Source organism: Halegenticoccus soli (assembly GCF_002844195.1).
Taxonomy (GTDB): domain Archaea; phylum Halobacteriota; class Halobacteria; order Halobacteriales; family Haloferacaceae; genus Halegenticoccus; species Halegenticoccus soli.
This window is the reverse complement of sequence record NZ_PEND01000004.1, coordinates 63,808-81,932: the sequence shown is the minus strand read 5'-3', so window position 1 is coordinate 81,932 and position 18,125 is coordinate 63,808. Positions and strand designations below refer to the sequence as shown.

Genomic DNA, 18,125 nt, shown 5'->3' with positions numbered 1-18,125 from the left:
CCGGTCGGAGGTCAATAAAAGGCGTCGCTCGCGGCGGAATCGCCACCTGCGGGGGAAGACACTCGCCCCGATGGGCCGACGGACGGAAACGGATCGAGCGAGTACGTCCGACGGCGGTGTGCACGCCATGAACGATCCTCCGAGTGGCGAGTTCCCCGGGCGTACAGAAACAGAAAAGCTACCTTTCCTCTCCCACACCAGATAATTATGCCCTCGTTACTTCGTCATCCGCTCGCCGCCGTCGGCGGCGCGAGCCTCATGACGTTTCCGTGGCTGCTCTTCTGGGCGACCGGCTCCGCCGAATCGCTCTCGACGTTGACGGTCGTCGCCGTCAGCGGGTTCGCCGTGCTCGGCTCGTCCTTCCTGCTCGCGTGGGGCGCGGAGACGGCGGAGAAGGACGTGCCCCGGGCGTTCGCCATCGCCGTGCTCGCCGTGCTCGCCGTGGCACCGGAGTACGCCGTCGACGCGCTGTACGCGTGGACCGCGGGGGCGAACTTCGGAACTCCGCGCGGCACGGAAGCCGCGAACCTCGCGGTCGCCAACATGACCGGCGCGAACCGGATTCTCATCGGCCTGGGCTGGTCCGGGATCGCGCTGTTCACGATCTACCGGGCGAAGCAGACGCACGACCCCGCGGTCCAGCGGCGCTCGGGCTTTCTCGCGGACGCGGTCCGCCTCGACCGGGACATCGCCCTGGAGATCGCCTTCCTGCTCGCCGCCACGGCCTACGCCTTCTTCGTGCCGCTCAGCGGCGGCATCGGCATGTTCGACACGCTCGTGCTCGTCGGCCTCTACGTCCTCTACATCTCGATCATCATCCAGGGCGACGTCGAGGAGATCGAAGAGCAGGTCGGCGTGCCGGCGTACTTCCACGGCTACCCCCGTCCCGCCCGCGTCGCCGTCGTGCTGTTCCTGTTCGCCTACTCCGGTACGATGATCTACACCGCGGTCCACCCGTTCGCCCACGGGCTCGAAGTGCTCGGGGAGTCCATCGGCGTCCCCCCCTTCTTCATGATCCAGTGGATCGCGCCGCTGGCGAGCGAGAGCCCCGAACTCATCGTCGTCGCGTACCTGGTGAACAAGGCGCGCTCGACCGCGGGGTTCAACGCCTTGATCTCCTCGAAGCTCAACCAGTGGACGCTGCTCATCGGGACGCTGGCAGTCGTCTACAGCATCGCGCTGGGCCAGATCGGGACGCTGCAGTTCGACTCGAAGCAGTCGGCGGAGATCTGGATCACCGCCGCCCAGAGCTTCTTCGCCATCGCGGTGCTCGTGAACTTCTCCATCAGCATCCGCGAGGCCGTCGCGCTGCTCGTGCTGTTCGTCTCGCAGGTGTTCATCGAGTTCCTCATCGTCCGCGAGCTCGTCGTCCTCCCGTTCACCGCGTACGACGTCCTGATCGGCTACACCGTCGTCTACATCGTCCTCGGCCTCGTGATGTTCATCCAGCGGCGCGAGGACTTCCGGAAGCTGGTGGGCCTCACCGCCACGACCGCGCAGGACGCCATGGGCACCGGGACGACGCAGCCGGAGCGCGCCGACTGAGCACCGGGCACAGCGTGCGGCGGCGAGGCGCTATCGCTATCGCGCCGACGCGCCGGGAGACACCGACCGGTTTTTGCGCCCGCTCGCCTACCGTCGGGCGTGATCGCGATAGTCGTCAGCCGCGCCGACCGCGCATCGGAGCACATCGGCGAGCACCTGCTCGACCTCGCCGACTGGGAGGAACACGGGGACGACGCCCGGCCGGACGCCGACGGCGGCGGGACGTACTACCGGACAGCGGGCTTCGAACTGCGCACCTTCGACGAGCTCCACATCTACGCGGCCGATCCCGTCCCCGCGTTCGAGGCCGATCCCGACCTCCTGCTCTTCGTCTCCCGCCACTCCGGCGACACGGGGCCGCTTCTGACGGCGCACTTCACCGGGAACTTCGGCCCCGCGGAGTACGGCGGCGAGCCCGGGCGCTTCGCCCGAGCGTGCCCGAACGCGCTCGCCGCCCTGGTAGACGCGTTCGAGGACTACGCGCCCGGGAGATACGAAGTCGGCGTCGAGTGCACCCACCACGGCCCGAGCGAGGTCGAGGTGCCGTCGATGTTCGTCGAACTCGGGAGCGCCGAGCCCGAGTGGGAAGACCCCGAGGGCGCACGGGCGGTCGCCCGGGCCGTGCTGGATCTCCGCGGGACGAGCCCGGACCGCGAGCGGCAGCTCGTCGGCTTCGGCGGCGGCCACTACGCCCCTCGTTTCCACCGGATCCTCCGCGAGACGCCGTGGGCCGTGGGTCACGTCGGCTCCGACTGGCAGCTGGAGGCGATGGGGGACCCGAGCGAGCGCCGCGACGTGATCCGCCGGGCGTTCGAGGCGAGCGACGCGGCGCACGCCGTGATCGACGGCGACTACCCGGAGCTCGAAGCGACGATCGAGGATCTCGGCTACCGCGTCGCGAGCGAGACGTGGGTCCGCGAGGTCGGCGAGCGACCGCTCGATCTCGTCGACCGGCTGGAGGCCGACCTCGCGACGGTCGACGAGGGGCTGCGGTTCGGCGACCGCGTTCCCGACGACGGGGCGTTCGCGGTCGTCCCCCTTCCCGACGAGTTGCTCGCCGAGGCGCAGGGCGTTGACGCCGACGCGGCGCGCGGGGCCGTCGAGGCGAACGCGGTCGCCTTCGAGACAGAACAGGGCGGGACGCGCGCCGTCGGCCGCGCGGCCGTCGCCGAGCCGGCCGACCGGGACGCGCTGGTCGACGACCTCGCGGCCGTCCTGGAGCGGAAATACGACGCCGTCGATCGGGAGGACGGGGTCGTGATCGCGCGGGAGACGGCGTTCGACCCGGCCGCGGCGCGCGAGCTAGGCGTTCCCGAGGGACCGGCGTTCGGGCGACTCGCGGCCGGCGAGTCCGTCGAGGTCGACGGAGCGGTCGTCGAACCGGAGTCGGTGCGGCGCGAGCGGACGCGGAAATTCCCGGCGTGAGGCGGTTTTCCATATATCTATCCAGATATCCGTGCATGTTTTTCTCCGGGACAATCGTCAGACATCCGTCTGACGGAAGGGGGAAAGATAATTACGCTTGGTCTGCAAGCGTTGGCCATAAATGGACTCTATCGTCGAGGACGCGATCGAAGAGGCCGAGAACCCGGACGACGGCTTCGACAGGAACGGAGACGGGTCGTCGGAGGCGGAGGCCACCCCCCGATCGTCGGGGAAGATGACCGACGAAGAACTACACGACATCCTCCAGGACCTCCAGACCGACATCACCGTCGTCGGCTGCGGCGGGGCCGGCGGGAACACCGTCAACCGGATGGCCGAGGAGGGCATCCACGGTGCCTCGCTCGTCGCGGCGAACACGGACGTCCAGCACCTCGTCAACATCGAGGCCGACACGAAGATCCTGATGGGCCAGCAGAAGACGCAGGGCCGCGGCGCGGGATCGCTCCCGCAGGTCGGCGAGGAGGCCGCCCTCGAGAGCCAGGAGGAGATCTACGACGCCCTCGAAGGGTCCGACATGGTGTTCGTCACGGCGGGCCTCGGCGGCGGAACCGGCACGGGGTCCGCGCCCGTCGTCGCCAAGGCCGCCCGCGACATCGGCGCGCTCACCATCGCCATCGTCACGACGCCGTTCACCGCCGAGGGCGAGGTCCGTCGGACGAACGCCGAGGCCGGCCTCGAACGCCTCCGCGACGTCGCCGATACGGTCATCGTCGTCCCGAACGACCGGCTGCTCGACGCCGTCGGGAAGCTCCCCGTCCGGCAGGCGTTCAAGGTGTCCGACGAAGTGCTGATGCGCTCCGTGAAGGGCATCACCGAGCTGATCACCAAGCCCGGCCTCGTCAACCTCGACTTCGCCGACGTGCGCACGGTGATGGAGAAGGGCGGCGTCGCCATGATCGGTCTCGGCGAGAGCGATTCGGAGTCCAAGGCGCAGGACTCGGTCAAGTCGGCGCTCCGCTCGCCGCTTCTCGACGTGGACATCTCCGGCGCGAACTCCGCGCTCGTCAACGTCACCGGCGGCAGCGACATGAGCATCGAAGAGGCCGAGGGCGTCGTCGAGGAGATCTACGACCGGATCGACCCCGACGCCCGCATCATCTGGGGGACGTCGATCGACGAGGAGCTCGACGGCATGATGCGGACGATGATCGTCGTCACGGGGGTCGAGTCGCCGCAGATCTACGGCCGCAGCGAGGCGACCCAGGCGCAGGCGGCCCGTAGGCTCGAAGACATCGACTACGTCGAGTAGAGACGAAGGAACGTCGACTCACGTCGAACAGCCGACGGACGCCCTCTTCGATCGGTGCACGCGCCGTACCGCGTTTGAATGCCATTCAATAGATAGAAAAGGAGGGGCGTGCTACCTCCGAGTAACGATGGACGTCAAATACGATCTCACGAGCTACGTGCGGGTGTTGAAGATGGCGAGCACGCCGTCGTGGCAGGAGTTCTCACAGATCGCGAAGATCGCGGGCGCCGGGATTTTCCTCGTCGGGCTGCTCGGGTTCGTCATCTTCGCGATCATGAGCCTGCTCCCCGGGGGCGTGTGAAATGCCGATATTCGCCGTCAAGACCACCGCGAGCCAGGAGCGGACCGTCGCCGACATGATCGCCAACAAGGAGGAGTCGGAGATCCACGCGGTGCTCGCGCCGGACTCGCTGACCAGCTACGTGATGGTGGAGGCGGACAACGACGCCGTCATAGAGCGCGTCCTCGACGAGATTCCGCACGCGCGGAGTATCGTCCCCGGCACGTCGAGCCTCGCCGAGGTGGAGCACTTCCTCTCGCCGACGCCGGACGTCGAAGGGATCGCCGAGGGCGACATCGTCGAGCTCATCGCCGGCCCGTTCAAGGGCGAGAAGGCCCGCGTCCAGCGCATCGACGAGGGCAAGGACCAGGTGACGGTCGAACTGTACGAGGCGACGGTGCCGATCCCGGTCACCGTCCGCGGTGACCAGATCCGCGTGCTCGACAGCGAAGAGCGGTAGCGGTTTTTCGGCTCTCTTCGATTCGGCTCTCTTTCGCCCGGACGGGCGGTCCCGATTTTGGCGGCGACGCCGGGGCGGAGGACGGGTCGCTCAGTCGTCTCCGTCTTCGTTCAGCCGCGCGACGATCCGCTCGACGTCCGCCTTCGCCTCGATCTCGGCTTTGATCCGCTCGCGCTCGCGGACCGCCGACGAGTCGGCCTCGTAGGCGCGGACGTACTCCGCGCGGGTGTGTTCGTCGAAGGCGTGGCGGATCGCGAAGTACCCCTCCGGGACGACCGCGCCGCAGACCCGGCACTCGTGGCGCTCGTGCTCCGTCGTCTGGTGGAGGATTGCGGACTCGACGTCGCCGAACCGCGCGTCGCAGCCGTCGATACCGCACGTCCAGAGGGACATGTCCCCCCTCAGACGTGCGGGGGACAAAACCGTTTTCCCTCCCGAAGCGGCGGAATAGTAACCACTAACTGACGGCTGTGAGCACGGTTCGTCGTGAGCGCGTCCGCGACGACTCGGGTCGACATGCACGTGAAGGTACTCGACGAACGCGTGGTCGAACGGGCGAAGGCGCGCGGACTCGACGCGGTGGTGTACGCGCCGCACTTCACGCGCCTCCCCCGGATCCGGGCGGCGGCGGAGCGCTTTTCTGACGACGAACTCCTCGTCGTCCCCGCCCGGGAGGTGTTCACCGGGTCGTGGCGCGATCGGCGGCACCTGCTCGCCGTCGGACTGACGGATCCCGTCCCCGACTTCATCACGCTCGAAGGCGCGATGGCGGAGTTCGAGCGCCAGGGGGCCGCGGTGCTCGTGCCGCATCCGTCGCTCCTGAACGTCAGCATGGGCCGGGAGGACGTCGCATCCTACGCCGACCGGATCCACGGGGTGGAGACGTACAACGCGAAGTGCCTGCCGCCGCAGAACCGCCGCTGTCGGCGGGTCGCGCGCGATCTCGGCCTCCCCGGGTTCGGCTCGTCCTACGCCCACCTCCGATCGACGGTGGGAGAGGCGTGGACGCGGTTCGACCGCGTCATAGACTCGGAGGCCGACCTCGCGTCGGCGCTCGTCGAGGGGGAGCCGCGCCGCGTCTTCCGCCGTTCGGGTCTGGAACACCGACTCAGGAGCCTCGCGGAGTTCGCTCACCTGGGGTACGAGAACACCTGGGGGAAGGTCGATCGGCTGTTCCTGTCGGGGATGGAGCCGACGCACCCGCACCACGTCGCGTACGAGGGTCGATTCGACGACGTGAGCGTGTACTGACCGGAAGCGCCGCTCAGGGGAGGAGGAACGCGGCGGCCGTCCCGAGATCGACATCGAGCGACCGCACGTAGTAGTGAACGCTCGCGAAGAGCGCGAGCTCGACGGCGGTGATCATCACCATCACGACGCCCGCCCACCGGCTGCTGGTCGCGACGCCCGACGGGAAGCTGAACTCCCGGGACCACGGGTAAAACAGCGCGAGGCCGCGTTTGCTCCCGAAGTAGTCGAGGACGTAGTGGGTGAGGACGCCCACCCAGACGTAGTGGAGGTTGTTGAAGTAGTAGGGATACGCGAGAAACACCGCGAGAACGGGAAGGTTGTGCAGCGTCTTCCGGTGCCTTCCGAACGCCGTGTCCACGTCGGGAAAGAGCGCCCCGAGCGTGATCGGAACGGACAGCTGCGCGATCTTGACGAACGTCGGGACGTCGCCCGACGGTTCGAGGACGTATCCCAGCCCGACGCTCAGAAGCACCGCGTTCAACACGTGCCCTTTCTTGTTCATTCGCGGCGCTGTTTTGCCGCCGGCGGTACAAACGTTTCTCACCGTCGTCCGACGCGCGGCTGACGGACGGCGTTCGAGGGCGGTGATCGGGGGCAGCGATCGGACGGTGGGCGGGCGGCGGACGAACGAACGGTTCGAGCGAAGGCGGGCCGACGATCCGACGAGGGTCGGCGGCGACACGTCGACGGTCAGGATTCGACGGCTTCGAGGAGGTCGGAAAGCGCCCGCCTGGCGATCCGTTCTTTGATCTGCCGGCGGGTGCCGTCGAACTCGTAGCGTGTCGCCCGCGCGTACGAGTCCCCGGTTCCCCACTCGCCGGCGTACGCGACGCCGACGTACACGGTTCCGACCGGCTTGTCCTCCGTGCCGCCGCCGGGGCCGGCGACCCCCGTGGTGGCGAGGCCCCACGTGGCGTCGGCCGTGTCCCGCGCCCCCCGCGCCATCTCCGTCGCGACGGCTCCGGAGACCGCGCCGTGCTCGTCGAGCGCCTCGCGGCTGACCGCCAGGACCGTCCGCTTCGAGTCGTAAGAGTACGCGACGAGCGAGCGGTCGAAGTAGTCGCTCGCGCCGGGGACGTCCGTGAGCAGCGAGCCGATGAGCCCGCCCGTACACGATTCGGCGACCGCGAGCGTCGCGTGGGTCCGGCGGAGCGCCTCCCCGAGGCGTTCTTCGACCGGGGGGTCGGCGGCGAATTCGCGCATGGCCGTCGCTACGCGGCGGGCCCCGAAAAGCGGTGCGTCCGATGGCGAAAGAGCGAACACCCCGCCCGCCGACGCTCGGATATGGAGTACGAGACGCCGCTTTTCTTCCGCGTCATGCGGTACGCGGCGCGAGCCGACCGCGACGTGATCGACATGGTGAGCGGCAACCCCGACTGGGAGCCGCCGGCGGCGATCCGCGCCGGCCTCCGCGAGTACGCCGACGCCGATTCCAGCGAGTTCCAGTACCCGCCGAGCGAGGGACTGCGCGGGCTCAGAGCGGAGATCGCCGACCGCCGGAACGTCGACGAGGAGCGGGTCGTCGTCACGAACGGGACCGGCGAGGCGAACTACCTCGCGATGGCGCGGGCGCTCGAACGAGACGCCGGGAGCGAGGTGATCCTCACGGATCCGGTCTACCCCTACTACCCCGGGAAGACGACGATGCTCGGCGGGGAGGCGAGGTACGTTCCGGTCGACCGCGACGGATCGCTCGACCCCGACCGCGTCCGGGAGGCCGCGGGGCAGGAGACGGCGCTAATCCTCGTCAACACGCCGAACAACCCGACGGGGGCCGTTTACGAGCGCGAGACGATGCGCGAACTCGCCGAGATCGCGGAGGAGAACGACGCGCTGCTCGTGAGCGACGAGGTGTACGACCACTTCGACTTCTCCGGTCGGTTCGAGAGCGCGCTGACGCTCGAATCGGATCGCAGGATCGTCACCAGCGGCTTCTCGAAGTCGATGGCGATAACCGGATTCCGCGTCGGGTACGCGGTGTTCCCGCGCCAACTCGTCGACGCGGCGAAAACGCGACACATGCTCGTGAACGTCGCGGGCAGCCGTCCGGCTCAGCAGGCCGTGCTGGATGCGCTCCGGGCGACGGGACCGGAGTACTACGAGGAGGCCCGCGACGCGCTCGCGGACCGCATCGCCACGTTCACCGACGCGCTCGACGAGGCGGGGGCCGAGTACACTCGTCCGGACGGGGCGTTCTACGTGCTCGCGCGGTTCGAGGGGTTCCCGGGAACCCTCTCGAACGTCGAGCGGCTCATCGACGAGGCCGGCGTCGCCGGCATGCCGGGCGAGGCGTTCGGCGAGTCCCGCGCCGACTGGATCCGCTTCGCGCTCGTCACGCCCGAGGTCGAGGAGGCGGCGGCGCGGCTGGCCGCGTTCTTCTGATCCGTCTCCGACCTGTCCGGAGTAGTCGGACTGCGGGTCCGTCCGCGTTCCTGCGGGGGGTTCGGAGCGCGACCCTGTGCGTCCGTCCGGAGATGGCTCCGTTCAAGTATTTGAACTCTCGGACCGACGAGTACACAAGCCCGCGGGAGAGACGACACGTATGGCAGAACTCGATGTCGAACCCGTCGACGCCGTCGAGGACGACGAGCGGCCGGCGGACGACGGACGGGAGGGTCCCGCGGAGATCCCGGTGCAGGCGGTGGACGACCGGGACGGCCTGCCGAGCGGCGTCGACGCCCCGGAGTACGTGCTCTACGGCGGAAAGGGCGGCGTCGGGAAGACGACGTGCGCGGCGGCGACGGCGCTCGCGAGCGCCGCCGGCGGAACCTCGACGCTCGTCGTCTCGACCGATCCCGCCCACTCGCTGTCCGACACGCTCGAGACCGACATCCCGCCGACGCCGACGCAGATCCGCGAGGACGTGCCCCTGTACGCGGCCGAGATCGACCCCGACGCCGCGATGGAGGAGGGCCTGTTCGGCGAGGGCGACGAACCCCTCGGCGGGATAGGCGAACTGGGCGAAACGGGAGCCACGGGCGAGGTGGGCGGAATCGGCGGAATCGGCGGGGTGTTCGAAGACGAGGAGTTCGGACCGCTGCTCGGCGGGACGATGCCGGGCGCGGACGAGGCCGCGGCGATGCGACAGCTCCTCGAACACCTCGACGATCCGCGGTTCGAGCGGGTGATCGTCGACACCGCCCCGACGGGACACACGCTCAGGCTGCTCCAGCTACCGGAGATGCTGGATTCGATGGTCGGACGGCTCGTCAAACTCCGGCAGCGGTTCGGCGGAATGATGGAGGGAATCAAGGGGATGTTCGGCGCGGCCGGTTCCGCGGACGCCGGAGTGCCGGATCTCGACGAACTGAGCGATCGGATCGAGCGGCTCCGGGCCGTGCTCAGAGACCCCGAGAAGACGGACTTCCGGGTGGTGATGATCCCGGAGGAGATGAGCGTCGTGGAGTCCGAGCGGCTCGTCCGGCGGCTCGGGGAGTTCGGGATTCCGGTGCAGACGGTCGTGGTGAATCGGGTCATGGAGGACGTCTCGGCCGTCGCCGACGTGGATCCGGAGTGGATCGTCGCGCCGGACCTGGAGTCCTGCGAGTTCTGCCAGCGGCGGTGGCAGGTCCAGCAGAAGGCGCTCGGGCGGGCGACGGAACTTTTCCGGGGTCGGTCCGTCAAACGCGTCCCGCTGCTCGCGGACGAAGTGCAGGGCGAGAAGGCGCTCCGCGTCGTCGCCGCCTGCCTCGACTAGGTCAGTTTCCGCGCGAGTCTGAAGAGGTCGTCGCGCACCGAGTCGGGGAGCAGCCGGCCGAGCACACCCGCCCGTCCGACGATCCCCACGGGGTACCGGGACGCCGGCTTCGTCGCGCTGGCGGCGTTCAGTACGTCTTCGGCGACCCGCTCGGGCGGGACGGCCCCGGGACCGCCCCCGCCGATCGCGCGTCGGTCCTCGAACAGCTCGTAGAACTTCTCGTACGCGCCCGACCGCTCGACGCCCGGAACGTCGCCCTCGTCCGTGACTTCGGCGGCCGTCCGTTCGGCGAAGCTCGTCTCGACCGGCCCCGGTTCGATCAGAACCGCGTCGATGCCGTACTCCGCGACCTCGGCCCGCAGCGCGTCCGTCATCGCTTCGAGGGCGAACTTCGATCCGCTGTAGACGCCGCCGAAGGGGAAGGAGACCCGCCCCGCGACGCTGGAGACGTTGACAATCGTCCCGGACTCCCGTTCCCGCATATGGGGGAGGACGGCCCTGGTGAGTCGGTGCGGACCGTACACGTTCACGTCGAACTGCCGGTGGACCTGATCGACGGGCACGTCCTCGATCGGGCCGAGCTGGCCGTACCCGGCGTTGTTCACGAGACAGTCGATCTTGCCCTCCTCGTCGATCATCCGCGAGACGACGCGCTCTACGTCCCCGTCGTCGGTCACGTCGAGCGTCGCGATCGCACAGCCCTCCTCGCCGAGCGTCTCGACGTCCGCGGGGTTGCGCGCGGTGGCGTAGACGATCCAGTCCTCGTCGAGAAAGGCGCGCGCGGTCGCCCGACCGATGCCGGAAGAACAGCCAGTGATCAGGACAGTCTCGGGTTTCACATCCCCACGTCGGAGCGGGGCCAGTTAACAGTTCAGTTGCCCGCGGACCGTTTGACCTCGGCGGCGTACGCGTCCGCCAGCCGGGTCGGCTCCGGCAGCTTGTACCCGCCGCCGAGGCGGGCGATCACGTCGACGGCCGTCTCGGCCGAGACGCGGTGACCGGGGCTGACGTACAGCGGGTTGATCGTCCGGTTCGAGTCGTACTGCCGCGACTGGTAGGCGTAGCCGATGACGGTGCCGTTCGGGGCCGAGACGCGATCGGTCGCCTCGATCGGCGTCCGCCAGCCCTCCGGACGGCCGTCGACCGATTCCCGCGGTCGCCCGCAGAGCAGGCTCTTCGCCACGCCGACGCTCGGCACGTCGAGCACGACCCCCATGTGCGTCGCGATCCCGGCCTCCCGGAAGTGGATGCGGCCGCTCCCGTCGAAGACGACGAGGTCGGGCGTCGCCGAGAGCGACTCGAACGCGTCGAGGATCGGGCCGCCCTCGCGGAACGAGAGCAGCCCCGGTACGTACGGGATCGAAAGCTCCGAGACGGCGTGCGCGCGCTCTATCACCTCGCCGCCGCGGAGCACGACGATCGCGCTCACCGCCCGGTCGTCGAGGAACGCCTGGTCGACGCCGGCGACGGTCGGGCGCTCCCCGTCGTCGAGGAGCGTCGACCCGGCGAGGGAGACGGCCGCGGGATCGAAGCCGAGTCCGTCGGCGAAGACGGCGGCGTCGGCGACCTCGCGCTGAAGCCCCTCCATCTCCTCGCGGGAGAGCGCGGAGTCCGGCACGAGGTCCGGGCGAGCGGGCCGCATCAGAACGGACCCCGGCCGCCCGGACCGCCCGGACCCCCGCGGCCGAGTGTGATCCGGTTCGGAATGCTGCGGCTCGCTTTCACGCGCTGCCCGTACGCGAGGCCGATGACGAGCCCGACGAGGTGCGCCCAGTGTGCGATGCCGCCCGAAACCGGCGCGAGGATACCGAGCACGGACGCGCCGGCGTAGAACGCGGTGAGCACCCAGATCGGCAGCGGGATCGGCGGGATGATGAGCATGACGCGGAGGTCGGGGTTGAGGATCGTGATCACGCCCAGGATCGCCATGATCGCGCCGCTGGCCCCGAGGACGACCGTCGGATTGCCGAACGCCAGCGCGGTCCCGACCTGCGCGAGGCCCGCGGCGACGCCGCTCGCCAGGAACAGGAGGGCGAACTTCCGGGAGCCGATCTGCCGCTCGACGAGGGGGCCGAAGAAGTACAGCGCGATGCTGTTGCCGGCGATGTGGAAGAAGAAGCCGGGGCTGTGGGAGAAGATCGACGTGATCCACGTCCACACGTACAGCGGGTGCGCCGTCGACAGCGTGAAGATGGACTGCCACGCCTCGTTGGCGACGAACACGCCGGGGTCGAGCGTGCCGGCGACGAGGAGCCCGACGACGTACTCCAAGAGAAACACCACCCAGATGATCGCGAGAAACGTGTACGCGAGGTTCCCCCGGAAGTACCCCAGCGGTCCGCCGGTGCTCGTCAGTCGATCGACGGCGCTTCCGGTCCGACCCCGATCGTTCACGCTGTCGTCGAAGCCGCTGTCGAAAACCCCGCTCGGATCGTCCCAGTTCTGGAGGCCCGGACAGTCGTGGTTCTCCGGCAACCGATGTTCGGCGCAAAACGTCCGCCCGCAGCGCCGGCACTGGTACGGCAAGTTCTCGTACTTGCCGCACGCGTCACATTCGGCCATTACCACACGATAGATGCTTGGTACTAAAAGGGGTTTGGCTATCGCGCGCGCGGTTCGCGCTGCCGCGGGGAAAGGGACCGGATTCGAACGGACCGGTGCAAAGCCGATCGAGACGGACCGGAGCGGAGCGGGGCGGCGGAGGCGACTCGGATTACCGGGCGTCCGACCCGTCGTCGGTCCGATCCGCGTCCGGGCGACGGTCGGCTTCGGACGGGATCGGACGGTCGGGCTCGAAGTTCGTCGGGACGACCGTGACGTGGTTCAGCCCGAGTCTGGGTTGCTTGACTGCCATGACGGGAGGAGATAGCGCCTTCCGGCACAAAAAATTACCCATGCGCATAATTCATTCCGGGGAGGGCTCTCATGACCGGCGGACATGAGATCGGTTCGCGAGGGAACGAGGTCGGGCCGAGAAACGGATGGGATTCGAGGAACGGGCGGGGTTCGTAGCGCGAGAGAGTGGCCGAAGGCGTCGCTGCTGTGCGTCCTCTCGGGCGCGAGAAAGAAACCCGGCGACCGCGCGGTCAGCCGAAGTGCTCCTCGTAGAGGTCCTGCGCGTGCTCGATCGCGTCGTGGGCCGCCCGCTTGTCCTCCCAGCCGAGCGTCTCGACCTCCTTGCCGGCTTCGAGGTTCTTGTAGGTCGAGAAGAACTCGTCGATCTCGTCCTGCGTCTGCTGGGGGATGTCTTCGAGATCCTGGATGTGGTCGAAGCGGGGATCCTCGGTCGGGACGGCGATCACCTTGTCGTCCTGCTCGCCGTCGTCGTCCATCCGCATGAGCGCGACGGGGCGCGCCTCGATGACGCAGCCGGGGAACGTCGCGTCCTCGACGAGCACGAGGACGTCGAAGGGGTCCTCGTCGTCGTAGTACGACCGCGGGATGAAGCCGTAGTCGCTGGGGTAGTGAACGTTGCTGTGGAGGACGCGGTCGAGAACGACGCCGGGGACGTCCTTGTCGTACTCGTACTTGTTCCGCTCGCCTTTCAAACACTCGACGACGGCGTAGATCGTCTCGGGCGCGTTCGGGCCCGTTTCCAGGTCTTCCCAGAGGTTCGGCATGCGTTCGTACTTCCGCGAAACTCGGGAAAGTCCTTTCGGCATCGCGGCGCGTCGGATCGACCGGACGCCATAAAGTACTTTCACTCGCGGTTCCAATATTCCTGTGGGAATCCCTACACCATCCCACTCGGGTACATAGAGAAGAACGGATCTCATAACGGTCTGACACGGCCCGGTGCATCCGGGCGATCGCACTCGCAGGCGTTCGCACCGGGTTTGCGGCCGGAAACACCGAATTCCGGCGGGGAAGACCGAAACGCGAAGGGAGTTGAGAAACGTTAAATAGCACGGTGACATTTCAACACGCATGTCAGAGGCACAAACAATCAACGACGTTGCAAGCATCGCACGGGACCTCACGGCGTTCCAGCAGAACATCCTCGTCATCCTGGCCGAGGAACCGATGTACGGGCTCGCAATCAAGCGGAGCCTCGAGGACTACTACGGGACGGAGGTCAACCACGGGCGGCTCTACCCGAACCTCGACGATCTCGTCGACCTGGGTCTCGTCGAGAAGAGCGAGCTCGACAAGCGGACGAACCAGTACGAACTGACCGAGAAGGGCCACGACGCCGTCGTCGATCGGCTCAACTGGATGCTCTCGAAGTTCGTCACCGGCGACGAGCGCGCGGACGAGGTGCGCGACCTCGTCGACTCGCAGCTGTAGCGCGGTCGGAACTACCGCCGCGCGGCGAACCCGGGCACGTCCGCGTCGGCGGCGGCGAACAGGAGTTCGAGCGACTCCGCGATCACCGATTTTTCTTCGGCCGTCGGCCACGCGTTCCGCGGGTAGTACTCTTCGAGGAACACCGCGATCTCCTCCGCGGTCGCGTCCTCCACCCGCCGCACGTAGTGGTTGCCCATGAAGTCGGCGAACGCGCGGGCGTTGGCGCCGTGGACGTCGCCGTGCGCCGCCGCGATCTCCGCGACGATCGCCGCGTTGTGCGCCTCGACCGCCTCCCAGTCGTCTTCGTCCCCGGAAGCCGACAGCGGCCGTTCGACCGCCCGGTCGGTGTCGTCGATGCGATCCACCCGGATCGTCCCGTCGACGACCCACTCCGACGGGTGGAGGACGAGCACGTCGTCTTCGGGCCGGATCCGCGCCGCGTACCCGTGTTCTTCGAGGAGATCGGACCGGCGCGACTCGTACGCGTCGCGCTCGTTCCCGTCGACCGCGGAGCGAGCGAGCCGCGTCAGCCGTTCCGCTTCCTCGATGACGTCGGGGGGGAGTTCAGCCATCGTCGAGCGCCTCGTTTGCTAGGGTGTCGGCGCGTTCGTTTATCTCTCGCGGTACGTGCGCCAGCGACCAGCGATCGAACGGTTCCAGGAGTTCTCGCACGCGCACGCGTCGCTCGCGCAGGCCCGGATCGTTCGTCCGCCACTCGCCGCGCACCTGTTTTACCACCAGTTCCGAATCGCCGCGGACGTCTATCTCCCGAAGGCCGTAGTCCCAGGCGGCCTCCAGCGCCCGGATCAGCGCCTCGTACTCCGCCCGGTTGTTCGTCGTGCGGCCGATGCGCTCGGAGCCCTCCGCGACGATGCCGTCGCTCGTGACGATAGCCCACCCGATCGCCGCCGGGCCAGGGTTCCCGCGGCTCGCGCCGTCGAAGTAGACGTGACCCCGCCGGGCCGTTCCGTCGCCCGCGCGGCGAAGCGGGAGCACGATGTCGTTCGGGTTCGACCCCTGCACGACGACCTTGCCGTCGTACGCCACGGCGAGGGCGTCGCCCCGCTCGGCGCGCCAGCGTTCGTGTTCCGTGTTCCCCGGCCGAATCTCCGCGCCGGCCTCCCGGAGGACGTCTCGGGCGTCGTCGGGGTCGCATTCGATCGTCGGCATGGGTCGACCATCCGCGCCGTCGGATAAAGGGCGTTCGTTCCGAGCGTGCGAGAAGGATCGCGCCGGCTGATTTCGCTCATTTTCTCGGTGAAACATCACGGGGATTTAAGTTGCGCGCGCTTTCTATTATAAAAATGCGATGACACGGCCCACCCGCCAGCGGGAGCGCGATACCGCATCGGAGCGAACGTGGCAGGGCGCGGACGAGCAGGTCGACGGCGACGAGATCGACCTCGACGACATCGACGAGGAGGATCTCGTCAGGACCGCGGACGGGGAACTCATTCACGAGGAAACCGGTCTCATCATCGAGGAGGAGCAGATCGACCCCGGCCCGGAGTGGCGCGCGTTCAACCACTCCGAACGGCAAAAGAAGTCCCGCGTCGGCGCGCCGACCACTCAGACGATGCACGACAAGGGGCTCACGACGACGATCGACTGGAAGGACAAGGACGCCTACGGACGGTCGCTCTCCTCGGAAAAGCGCAGCCAGATGCACCGCCTCCGCAAGTGGCAGGAGCGCATCCGCACGAAGGACGCGGGCGAGCGCAACCTCCAGTTCGCGCTCTCCGAGGTCGACCGCATGGCCTCCGCGCTCGGCGTGCCGCGATCGGTTCGGGAGGTCGCGTCCGTGATCTACCGCCGCGCGCTCAACGAGGACCTGATCCGCGGGCGCTCGATCGAGGGCGTCGCCACGAGCGCCCTCTATGCCGCCTGCCGCCAGGAGGGCATCCCGCGCAGCCTCGAAGAGATTTCCGAGGTTTCGCGCGTCGACCGCAAGGAGATCGGACGGACGTACCGGTACATCTCCCAGGAGCTCGGCCTCGAACTCAAGCCCGTCGACCCGAAGAAGTACGTCCCGCGCTTCTGCTCCGAACTGGAGCTGAGCGGGGAGGTACAGAGCAAGGCGAACGACATCATCGAAACGACCGCCGAGAAGGGGTTGTTATCGGGGAAGTCGCCGACGGGGTTCGCGGCCGCGGCGATCTACGCGGCGTCGCTCCTCTGCAACGAAAAAAAGACCCAGCGAGAGGTCGCCGACGTCGCGCAAGTCACCGAAGTCACCATCCGCAACAGGTATCAAGAACAGATCGAAGCGATGGGCATTCACGGCTGACCGCCGCCGAATCGCGTCGCACGCGCCGCCGAACAGCACCGCCCACGCCGTCGAACGCCGCCGCCTCGATCACCGGGATTGAGGTCCTCCGGGGCCGAAGGTTCAAGTCGGATGACGGAACCAGCGACGGCCGTGAGCTGAATCACGCCCCGGAACGGGCCGCGGGAGCGCGACACGTCGTTTCGGGACCGTCCGCAGTGTCGCCTGTTCGCCACTACCGGCGCGATGATTCGTGTCGAGCGTCGCTCGCCGAACCTTCATACCCGTCCGACCCCTACCTCGTTCGAATGCGGCTGGACGACTACATCGAGATGGAGGTGAACGAACGCGCCGAGCGACGCCGCCTGGCGATGGAGAAGTCCTACGCGATCGTCGACCACCTGGAAGACTTCCGGCACCGGTTCGACGACGCGGTGCAGGGCGATTCGCTCTTCGGGAGCGTCTCCCCCTCCATCTTCGTCGGTCGCTCGAACTACCCGAACGTCTCGACCGGCATCCTCTCGCCCGTCGGCCACGAGGGCGACGCCGACAAGTTCGAGACGAGCGCGTCGTGGTACGACGAGGGGGTCAGTATCGGGGACGTGTTCGAGCGCCGGACGAGCCTGCTCAACTCGAACCGGCCGGTCGACGTCAGGGTCGGCGCCCGGCGGGGCGACGGCCTCAACGTCCACGACGCCTGGGACGGATTTCTCGGCGCGCAGCGCGAGGTCGCCATCGCCGATCGTCCGGTGAGCGTCGAGATCGGCCTCGACGGGCGACCGAAGCTCGATTTCGACGTGACGCGCGACGACATCGCGACGCCGACCGGACCGCGCGCCCGCGCCCGGTCGGCCGACCTGGCCGAGAATCCGCACGTGCCGCGGCCGGTGAAGAAGACGCTCGAAGACGACGACTGGCAGGCGCAGGGCGCGATGAACTACCTCTACCGGCGGGGCTTCGACGTGTACGACATCACGCGCATTCTCTCCGCCGGCGCGCTCGGACAGGGGCGAAACCGACGCCTCGTCCCGACGCGCTGGTCGATCACCGCCGTCGACGACACCGTCGGGCAGTTCCTCCGCGGAACGCTCCGCGACGCGCCGAGCGTCGACGCGGTACAGGTGTGGCGCAACGAGTACCTCGGGAACGCCTTCTGGGTGATACTCGCGCCCGGCCGGTGGGAGTTCGAACTCGTCGAGATGAAGGCGCCGGGGAGCATCTGGAATCCCGACCCCGCCGCGGGGATGTGGATCGCGAGCGACCGCGAGGGGTACGAGGGGAGGACGGGGTACGTCGAGGAGACGGCCGGCGCGTACTACGCGTCCCGCCTGGCCGTGTTAGAGCACCTCTCGGAGGTCGGACGGCAGGCGAAGTGTCTCGTCCTCCGGCACGTCTCCGACGACTACTGGGGCCCCGTCGGCGTCTGGCAGGTCCGCGAAGCCGTTCGCCACGCCTTCGAGGGCGCACACGGCGAGGCCGAAACGTTCGGAACGGCCGTCCGGGAGGTCGCAGACCGGCTTCCCGTCTCGACGTCGGACCTCCGGCGAAAGTCCGAGATGGTCGCCGGCCTCCAGACGAGCCTCGCGGACTTCACGAACGCCGGCGGAACCGTCAACCGGTAGGCGTCGGCGGGAAAACGCGGGT

General features: G+C 68.3%; 21 protein-coding genes. 11 read left to right on the top strand and 10 right to left on the bottom strand.

Annotated elements, in window-relative coordinates; genetic code table 11:
• The first annotated feature begins 207 nt into the window (after nt 1-207).
• The 5 genes from CNO20_RS11570 (at nt 208) to CNO20_RS11550 (ending at nt 4,980) form a co-directional block, all read left to right on the top strand.
• Nucleotides 208-1,545, top strand: coding sequence for a sodium:calcium antiporter (locus tag CNO20_RS11570; protein ID WP_101296289.1), 1,338 nt, complete (start codon nt 208-210; stop codon nt 1,543-1,545).
• A 99-nt stretch (nt 1,546-1,644) separates the two neighbouring features.
• A complete protein-coding gene (locus tag CNO20_RS11565; protein WP_101296288.1) occupies nt 1,645-2,970 on the top strand; it encodes a D-aminoacyl-tRNA deacylase in 1,326 nt (441 codons plus the stop codon).
• Nucleotides 2,971-3,091: 121 nt separating this feature from the next.
• Nucleotides 3,092-4,240, top strand: coding sequence for a cell division protein FtsZ (gene ftsZ / locus CNO20_RS11560; protein ID WP_101296287.1), 1,149 nt, complete (start codon nt 3,092-3,094; stop codon nt 4,238-4,240).
• Nucleotides 4,241-4,367: 127 nt separating this feature from the next.
• On the top strand, nt 4,368-4,541 hold the full coding sequence (locus CNO20_RS11555; RefSeq protein ID WP_101296286.1) for a protein translocase SEC61 complex subunit gamma: 174 nt from the start codon (nt 4,368-4,370) through the stop codon (nt 4,539-4,541).
• Between the two features lies 1 nt (nt 4,542).
• On the top strand, nt 4,543-4,980 hold the full coding sequence (locus CNO20_RS11550) for a transcription elongation factor Spt5 (RefSeq protein ID WP_101296285.1): 438 nt from the start codon (nt 4,543-4,545) through the stop codon (nt 4,978-4,980).
• Between the two features lie 90 nt (nt 4,981-5,070).
• On the opposite strand, the gene CNO20_RS11545 is transcribed toward CNO20_RS11550, so the two are convergent.
• On the bottom strand, nt 5,071-5,373 hold the full coding sequence (locus CNO20_RS11545; protein WP_101296284.1) for a DUF7565 family protein: 303 nt from the start codon (nt 5,371-5,373) through the stop codon (nt 5,071-5,073).
• 123 nt (nt 5,374-5,496) lie between these two features.
• Here CNO20_RS11545 and CNO20_RS11540 point away from each other — a divergent pair, with 123 nt between their 5' ends.
• Nucleotides 5,497-6,231: a PHP-associated domain-containing protein gene (locus CNO20_RS11540; RefSeq protein WP_101296727.1), complete on the top strand. Its 735-nt coding sequence runs from the start codon at nt 5,497-5,499 to the stop codon at nt 6,229-6,231.
• A 13-nt stretch (nt 6,232-6,244) separates the two neighbouring features.
• Here CNO20_RS11540 and CNO20_RS11535 read toward each other — a convergent pair whose 3' ends face one another.
• Together CNO20_RS11535 and CNO20_RS11530 are read right to left on the bottom strand one after the other, a co-directional pair.
• Complete coding sequence (locus tag CNO20_RS11535) at nt 6,245-6,733, bottom strand: metal-dependent hydrolase (RefSeq protein ID WP_101296283.1); 489 nt, start codon at nt 6,731-6,733, stop codon at nt 6,245-6,247.
• 188 nt (nt 6,734-6,921) lie between these two features.
• Entirely contained in the window at nt 6,922-7,434 is a 513-nt protein-coding gene (locus CNO20_RS11530) for a CinA family protein (RefSeq protein WP_101296282.1), read from the bottom strand.
• Nucleotides 7,435-7,515: 81 nt separating this feature from the next.
• Here CNO20_RS11530 and CNO20_RS11525 point away from each other — a divergent pair, with 81 nt between their 5' ends.
• Together CNO20_RS11525 and CNO20_RS11520 are read left to right on the top strand one after the other, a co-directional pair.
• Nucleotides 7,516-8,613, top strand: coding sequence for a pyridoxal phosphate-dependent aminotransferase (locus tag CNO20_RS11525; protein ID WP_101296726.1), 1,098 nt, complete (start codon nt 7,516-7,518; stop codon nt 8,611-8,613).
• Nucleotides 8,614-8,773: 160 nt separating this feature from the next.
• Nucleotides 8,774-9,928 carry an ArsA family ATPase gene (locus CNO20_RS11520; protein ID WP_101296281.1) on the top strand — a complete coding sequence of 385 codons (1,155 nt, stop codon included), beginning with the start codon at nt 8,774-8,776 and terminating at the stop codon, nt 9,926-9,928.
• Here the strand turns inward: CNO20_RS11520 and CNO20_RS11515 are convergent.
• From CNO20_RS11515 to CNO20_RS11500, 5 genes are all read right to left on the bottom strand, one after another.
• On the bottom strand, nt 9,925-10,767 hold the full coding sequence (locus tag CNO20_RS11515; protein ID WP_101296280.1) for an SDR family oxidoreductase: 843 nt from the start codon (nt 10,765-10,767) through the stop codon (nt 9,925-9,927). The genes CNO20_RS11520 and CNO20_RS11515 overlap by 4 nt on opposite strands.
• A 32-nt stretch (nt 10,768-10,799) precedes the next feature.
• Nucleotides 10,800-11,570: an endonuclease V gene (locus CNO20_RS11510; RefSeq protein WP_101296279.1), complete on the bottom strand. Its 771-nt coding sequence runs from the start codon at nt 11,568-11,570 to the stop codon at nt 10,800-10,802.
• Nucleotides 11,570-12,490, bottom strand: coding sequence for a rhomboid family intramembrane serine protease (locus CNO20_RS11505; protein WP_101296278.1), 921 nt, complete (start codon nt 12,488-12,490; stop codon nt 11,570-11,572). The genes CNO20_RS11510 and CNO20_RS11505 overlap by 1 nt, the downstream gene beginning before the upstream one ends.
• A 151-nt stretch (nt 12,491-12,641) precedes the next feature.
• Nucleotides 12,642-12,782, bottom strand: coding sequence for a hypothetical protein (locus CNO20_RS23385; protein WP_199174833.1), 141 nt, complete (start codon nt 12,780-12,782; stop codon nt 12,642-12,644).
• A 232-nt stretch (nt 12,783-13,014) separates the two neighbouring features.
• Complete coding sequence (locus CNO20_RS11500; RefSeq protein ID WP_101296277.1) at nt 13,015-13,548, bottom strand: inorganic diphosphatase; 534 nt, start codon at nt 13,546-13,548, stop codon at nt 13,015-13,017.
• A 307-nt stretch (nt 13,549-13,855) separates the two neighbouring features.
• Here CNO20_RS11500 and CNO20_RS11495 point away from each other — a divergent pair, with 307 nt between their 5' ends.
• On the top strand, nt 13,856-14,215 hold the full coding sequence (locus CNO20_RS11495) for a PadR family transcriptional regulator (protein WP_101296276.1): 360 nt from the start codon (nt 13,856-13,858) through the stop codon (nt 14,213-14,215).
• Nucleotides 14,216-14,226: 11 nt separating this feature from the next.
• Here the strand turns inward: CNO20_RS11495 and CNO20_RS11490 are convergent, their stop codons facing one another.
• Together CNO20_RS11490 and rnhA are read right to left on the bottom strand one after the other, a co-directional pair.
• Complete coding sequence (locus tag CNO20_RS11490; protein ID WP_101296275.1) at nt 14,227-14,787, bottom strand: DUF7108 family protein; 561 nt, start codon at nt 14,785-14,787, stop codon at nt 14,227-14,229.
• Nucleotides 14,780-15,385, bottom strand: coding sequence for a ribonuclease HI (gene rnhA, locus CNO20_RS11485; protein ID WP_101296274.1), 606 nt, complete (start codon nt 15,383-15,385; stop codon nt 14,780-14,782). Before rnhA ends, CNO20_RS11490 begins: the two co-directional genes overlap by 8 nt.
• Before the next feature lie 139 nt (nt 15,386-15,524).
• Here rnhA and CNO20_RS11480 point away from each other — a divergent pair, with 139 nt between their 5' ends.
• Entirely contained in the window at nt 15,525-16,502 is a 978-nt protein-coding gene (locus CNO20_RS11480; protein WP_101296273.1) for a transcription initiation factor IIB, read from the top strand.
• Between the two features lie 287 nt (nt 16,503-16,789).
• On the top strand, nt 16,790-18,103 hold the full coding sequence (gene nreA, locus CNO20_RS11475; protein ID WP_101296272.1) for a DNA repair protein NreA: 1,314 nt from the start codon (nt 16,790-16,792) through the stop codon (nt 18,101-18,103).
• Nucleotides 18,104-18,125 lie beyond the last annotated feature (22 nt).

Coding starts and splice junctions, on each gene's coding strand:
- CNO20_RS11570 (WP_101296289.1), top strand. CDS start 208: ATGCCCTCGTTACTTCGTCATCCGCTCGCCGCCGTCGGCGGCGCGAGC.
- ftsZ (WP_101296287.1), top strand. CDS start 3,092: ATGGACTCTATCGTCGAGGACGCGATCGAAGAGGCCGAGAACCCGGAC.
- CNO20_RS11555 (WP_101296286.1), top strand. CDS start 4,368: ATGGACGTCAAATACGATCTCACGAGCTACGTGCGGGTGTTGAAGATG.
- CNO20_RS11550 (WP_101296285.1), top strand. CDS start 4,543: ATGCCGATATTCGCCGTCAAGACCACCGCGAGCCAGGAGCGGACCGTC.
- CNO20_RS11545 (WP_101296284.1), bottom strand. CDS start 5,373: ATGTCCCTCTGGACGTGCGGTATCGACGGCTGCGACGCGCGGTTCGGC.
- CNO20_RS11540 (WP_101296727.1), top strand. CDS start 5,497: ATGCACGTGAAGGTACTCGACGAACGCGTGGTCGAACGGGCGAAGGCG.
- CNO20_RS11535 (WP_101296283.1), bottom strand. CDS start 6,733: ATGAACAAGAAAGGGCACGTGTTGAACGCGGTGCTTCTGAGCGTCGGG.
- CNO20_RS11530 (WP_101296282.1), bottom strand. CDS start 7,434: ATGCGCGAATTCGCCGCCGACCCCCCGGTCGAAGAACGCCTCGGGGAG.
- CNO20_RS11525 (WP_101296726.1), top strand. CDS start 7,516: ATGGAGTACGAGACGCCGCTTTTCTTCCGCGTCATGCGGTACGCGGCG.
- CNO20_RS11520 (WP_101296281.1), top strand. CDS start 8,774: ATGGCAGAACTCGATGTCGAACCCGTCGACGCCGTCGAGGACGACGAG.
- CNO20_RS11510 (WP_101296279.1), bottom strand. CDS start 11,570: ATGCGGCCCGCTCGCCCGGACCTCGTGCCGGACTCCGCGCTCTCCCGC.
- CNO20_RS11505 (WP_101296278.1), bottom strand. CDS start 12,490: ATGGCCGAATGTGACGCGTGCGGCAAGTACGAGAACTTGCCGTACCAG.
- CNO20_RS23385 (WP_199174833.1), bottom strand. CDS start 12,782: ATGGCAGTCAAGCAACCCAGACTCGGGCTGAACCACGTCACGGTCGTC.
- CNO20_RS11500 (WP_101296277.1), bottom strand. CDS start 13,548: ATGCCGAACCTCTGGGAAGACCTGGAAACGGGCCCGAACGCGCCCGAG.
- CNO20_RS11495 (WP_101296276.1), top strand. CDS start 13,856: ATGTCAGAGGCACAAACAATCAACGACGTTGCAAGCATCGCACGGGAC.
- CNO20_RS11490 (WP_101296275.1), bottom strand. CDS start 14,787: ATGGCTGAACTCCCCCCCGACGTCATCGAGGAAGCGGAACGGCTGACG.
- rnhA (WP_101296274.1), bottom strand. CDS start 15,385: ATGCCGACGATCGAATGCGACCCCGACGACGCCCGAGACGTCCTCCGG.
- CNO20_RS11480 (WP_101296273.1), top strand. CDS start 15,525: ATGACACGGCCCACCCGCCAGCGGGAGCGCGATACCGCATCGGAGCGA.
- nreA (WP_101296272.1), top strand. CDS start 16,790: ATGCGGCTGGACGACTACATCGAGATGGAGGTGAACGAACGCGCCGAG.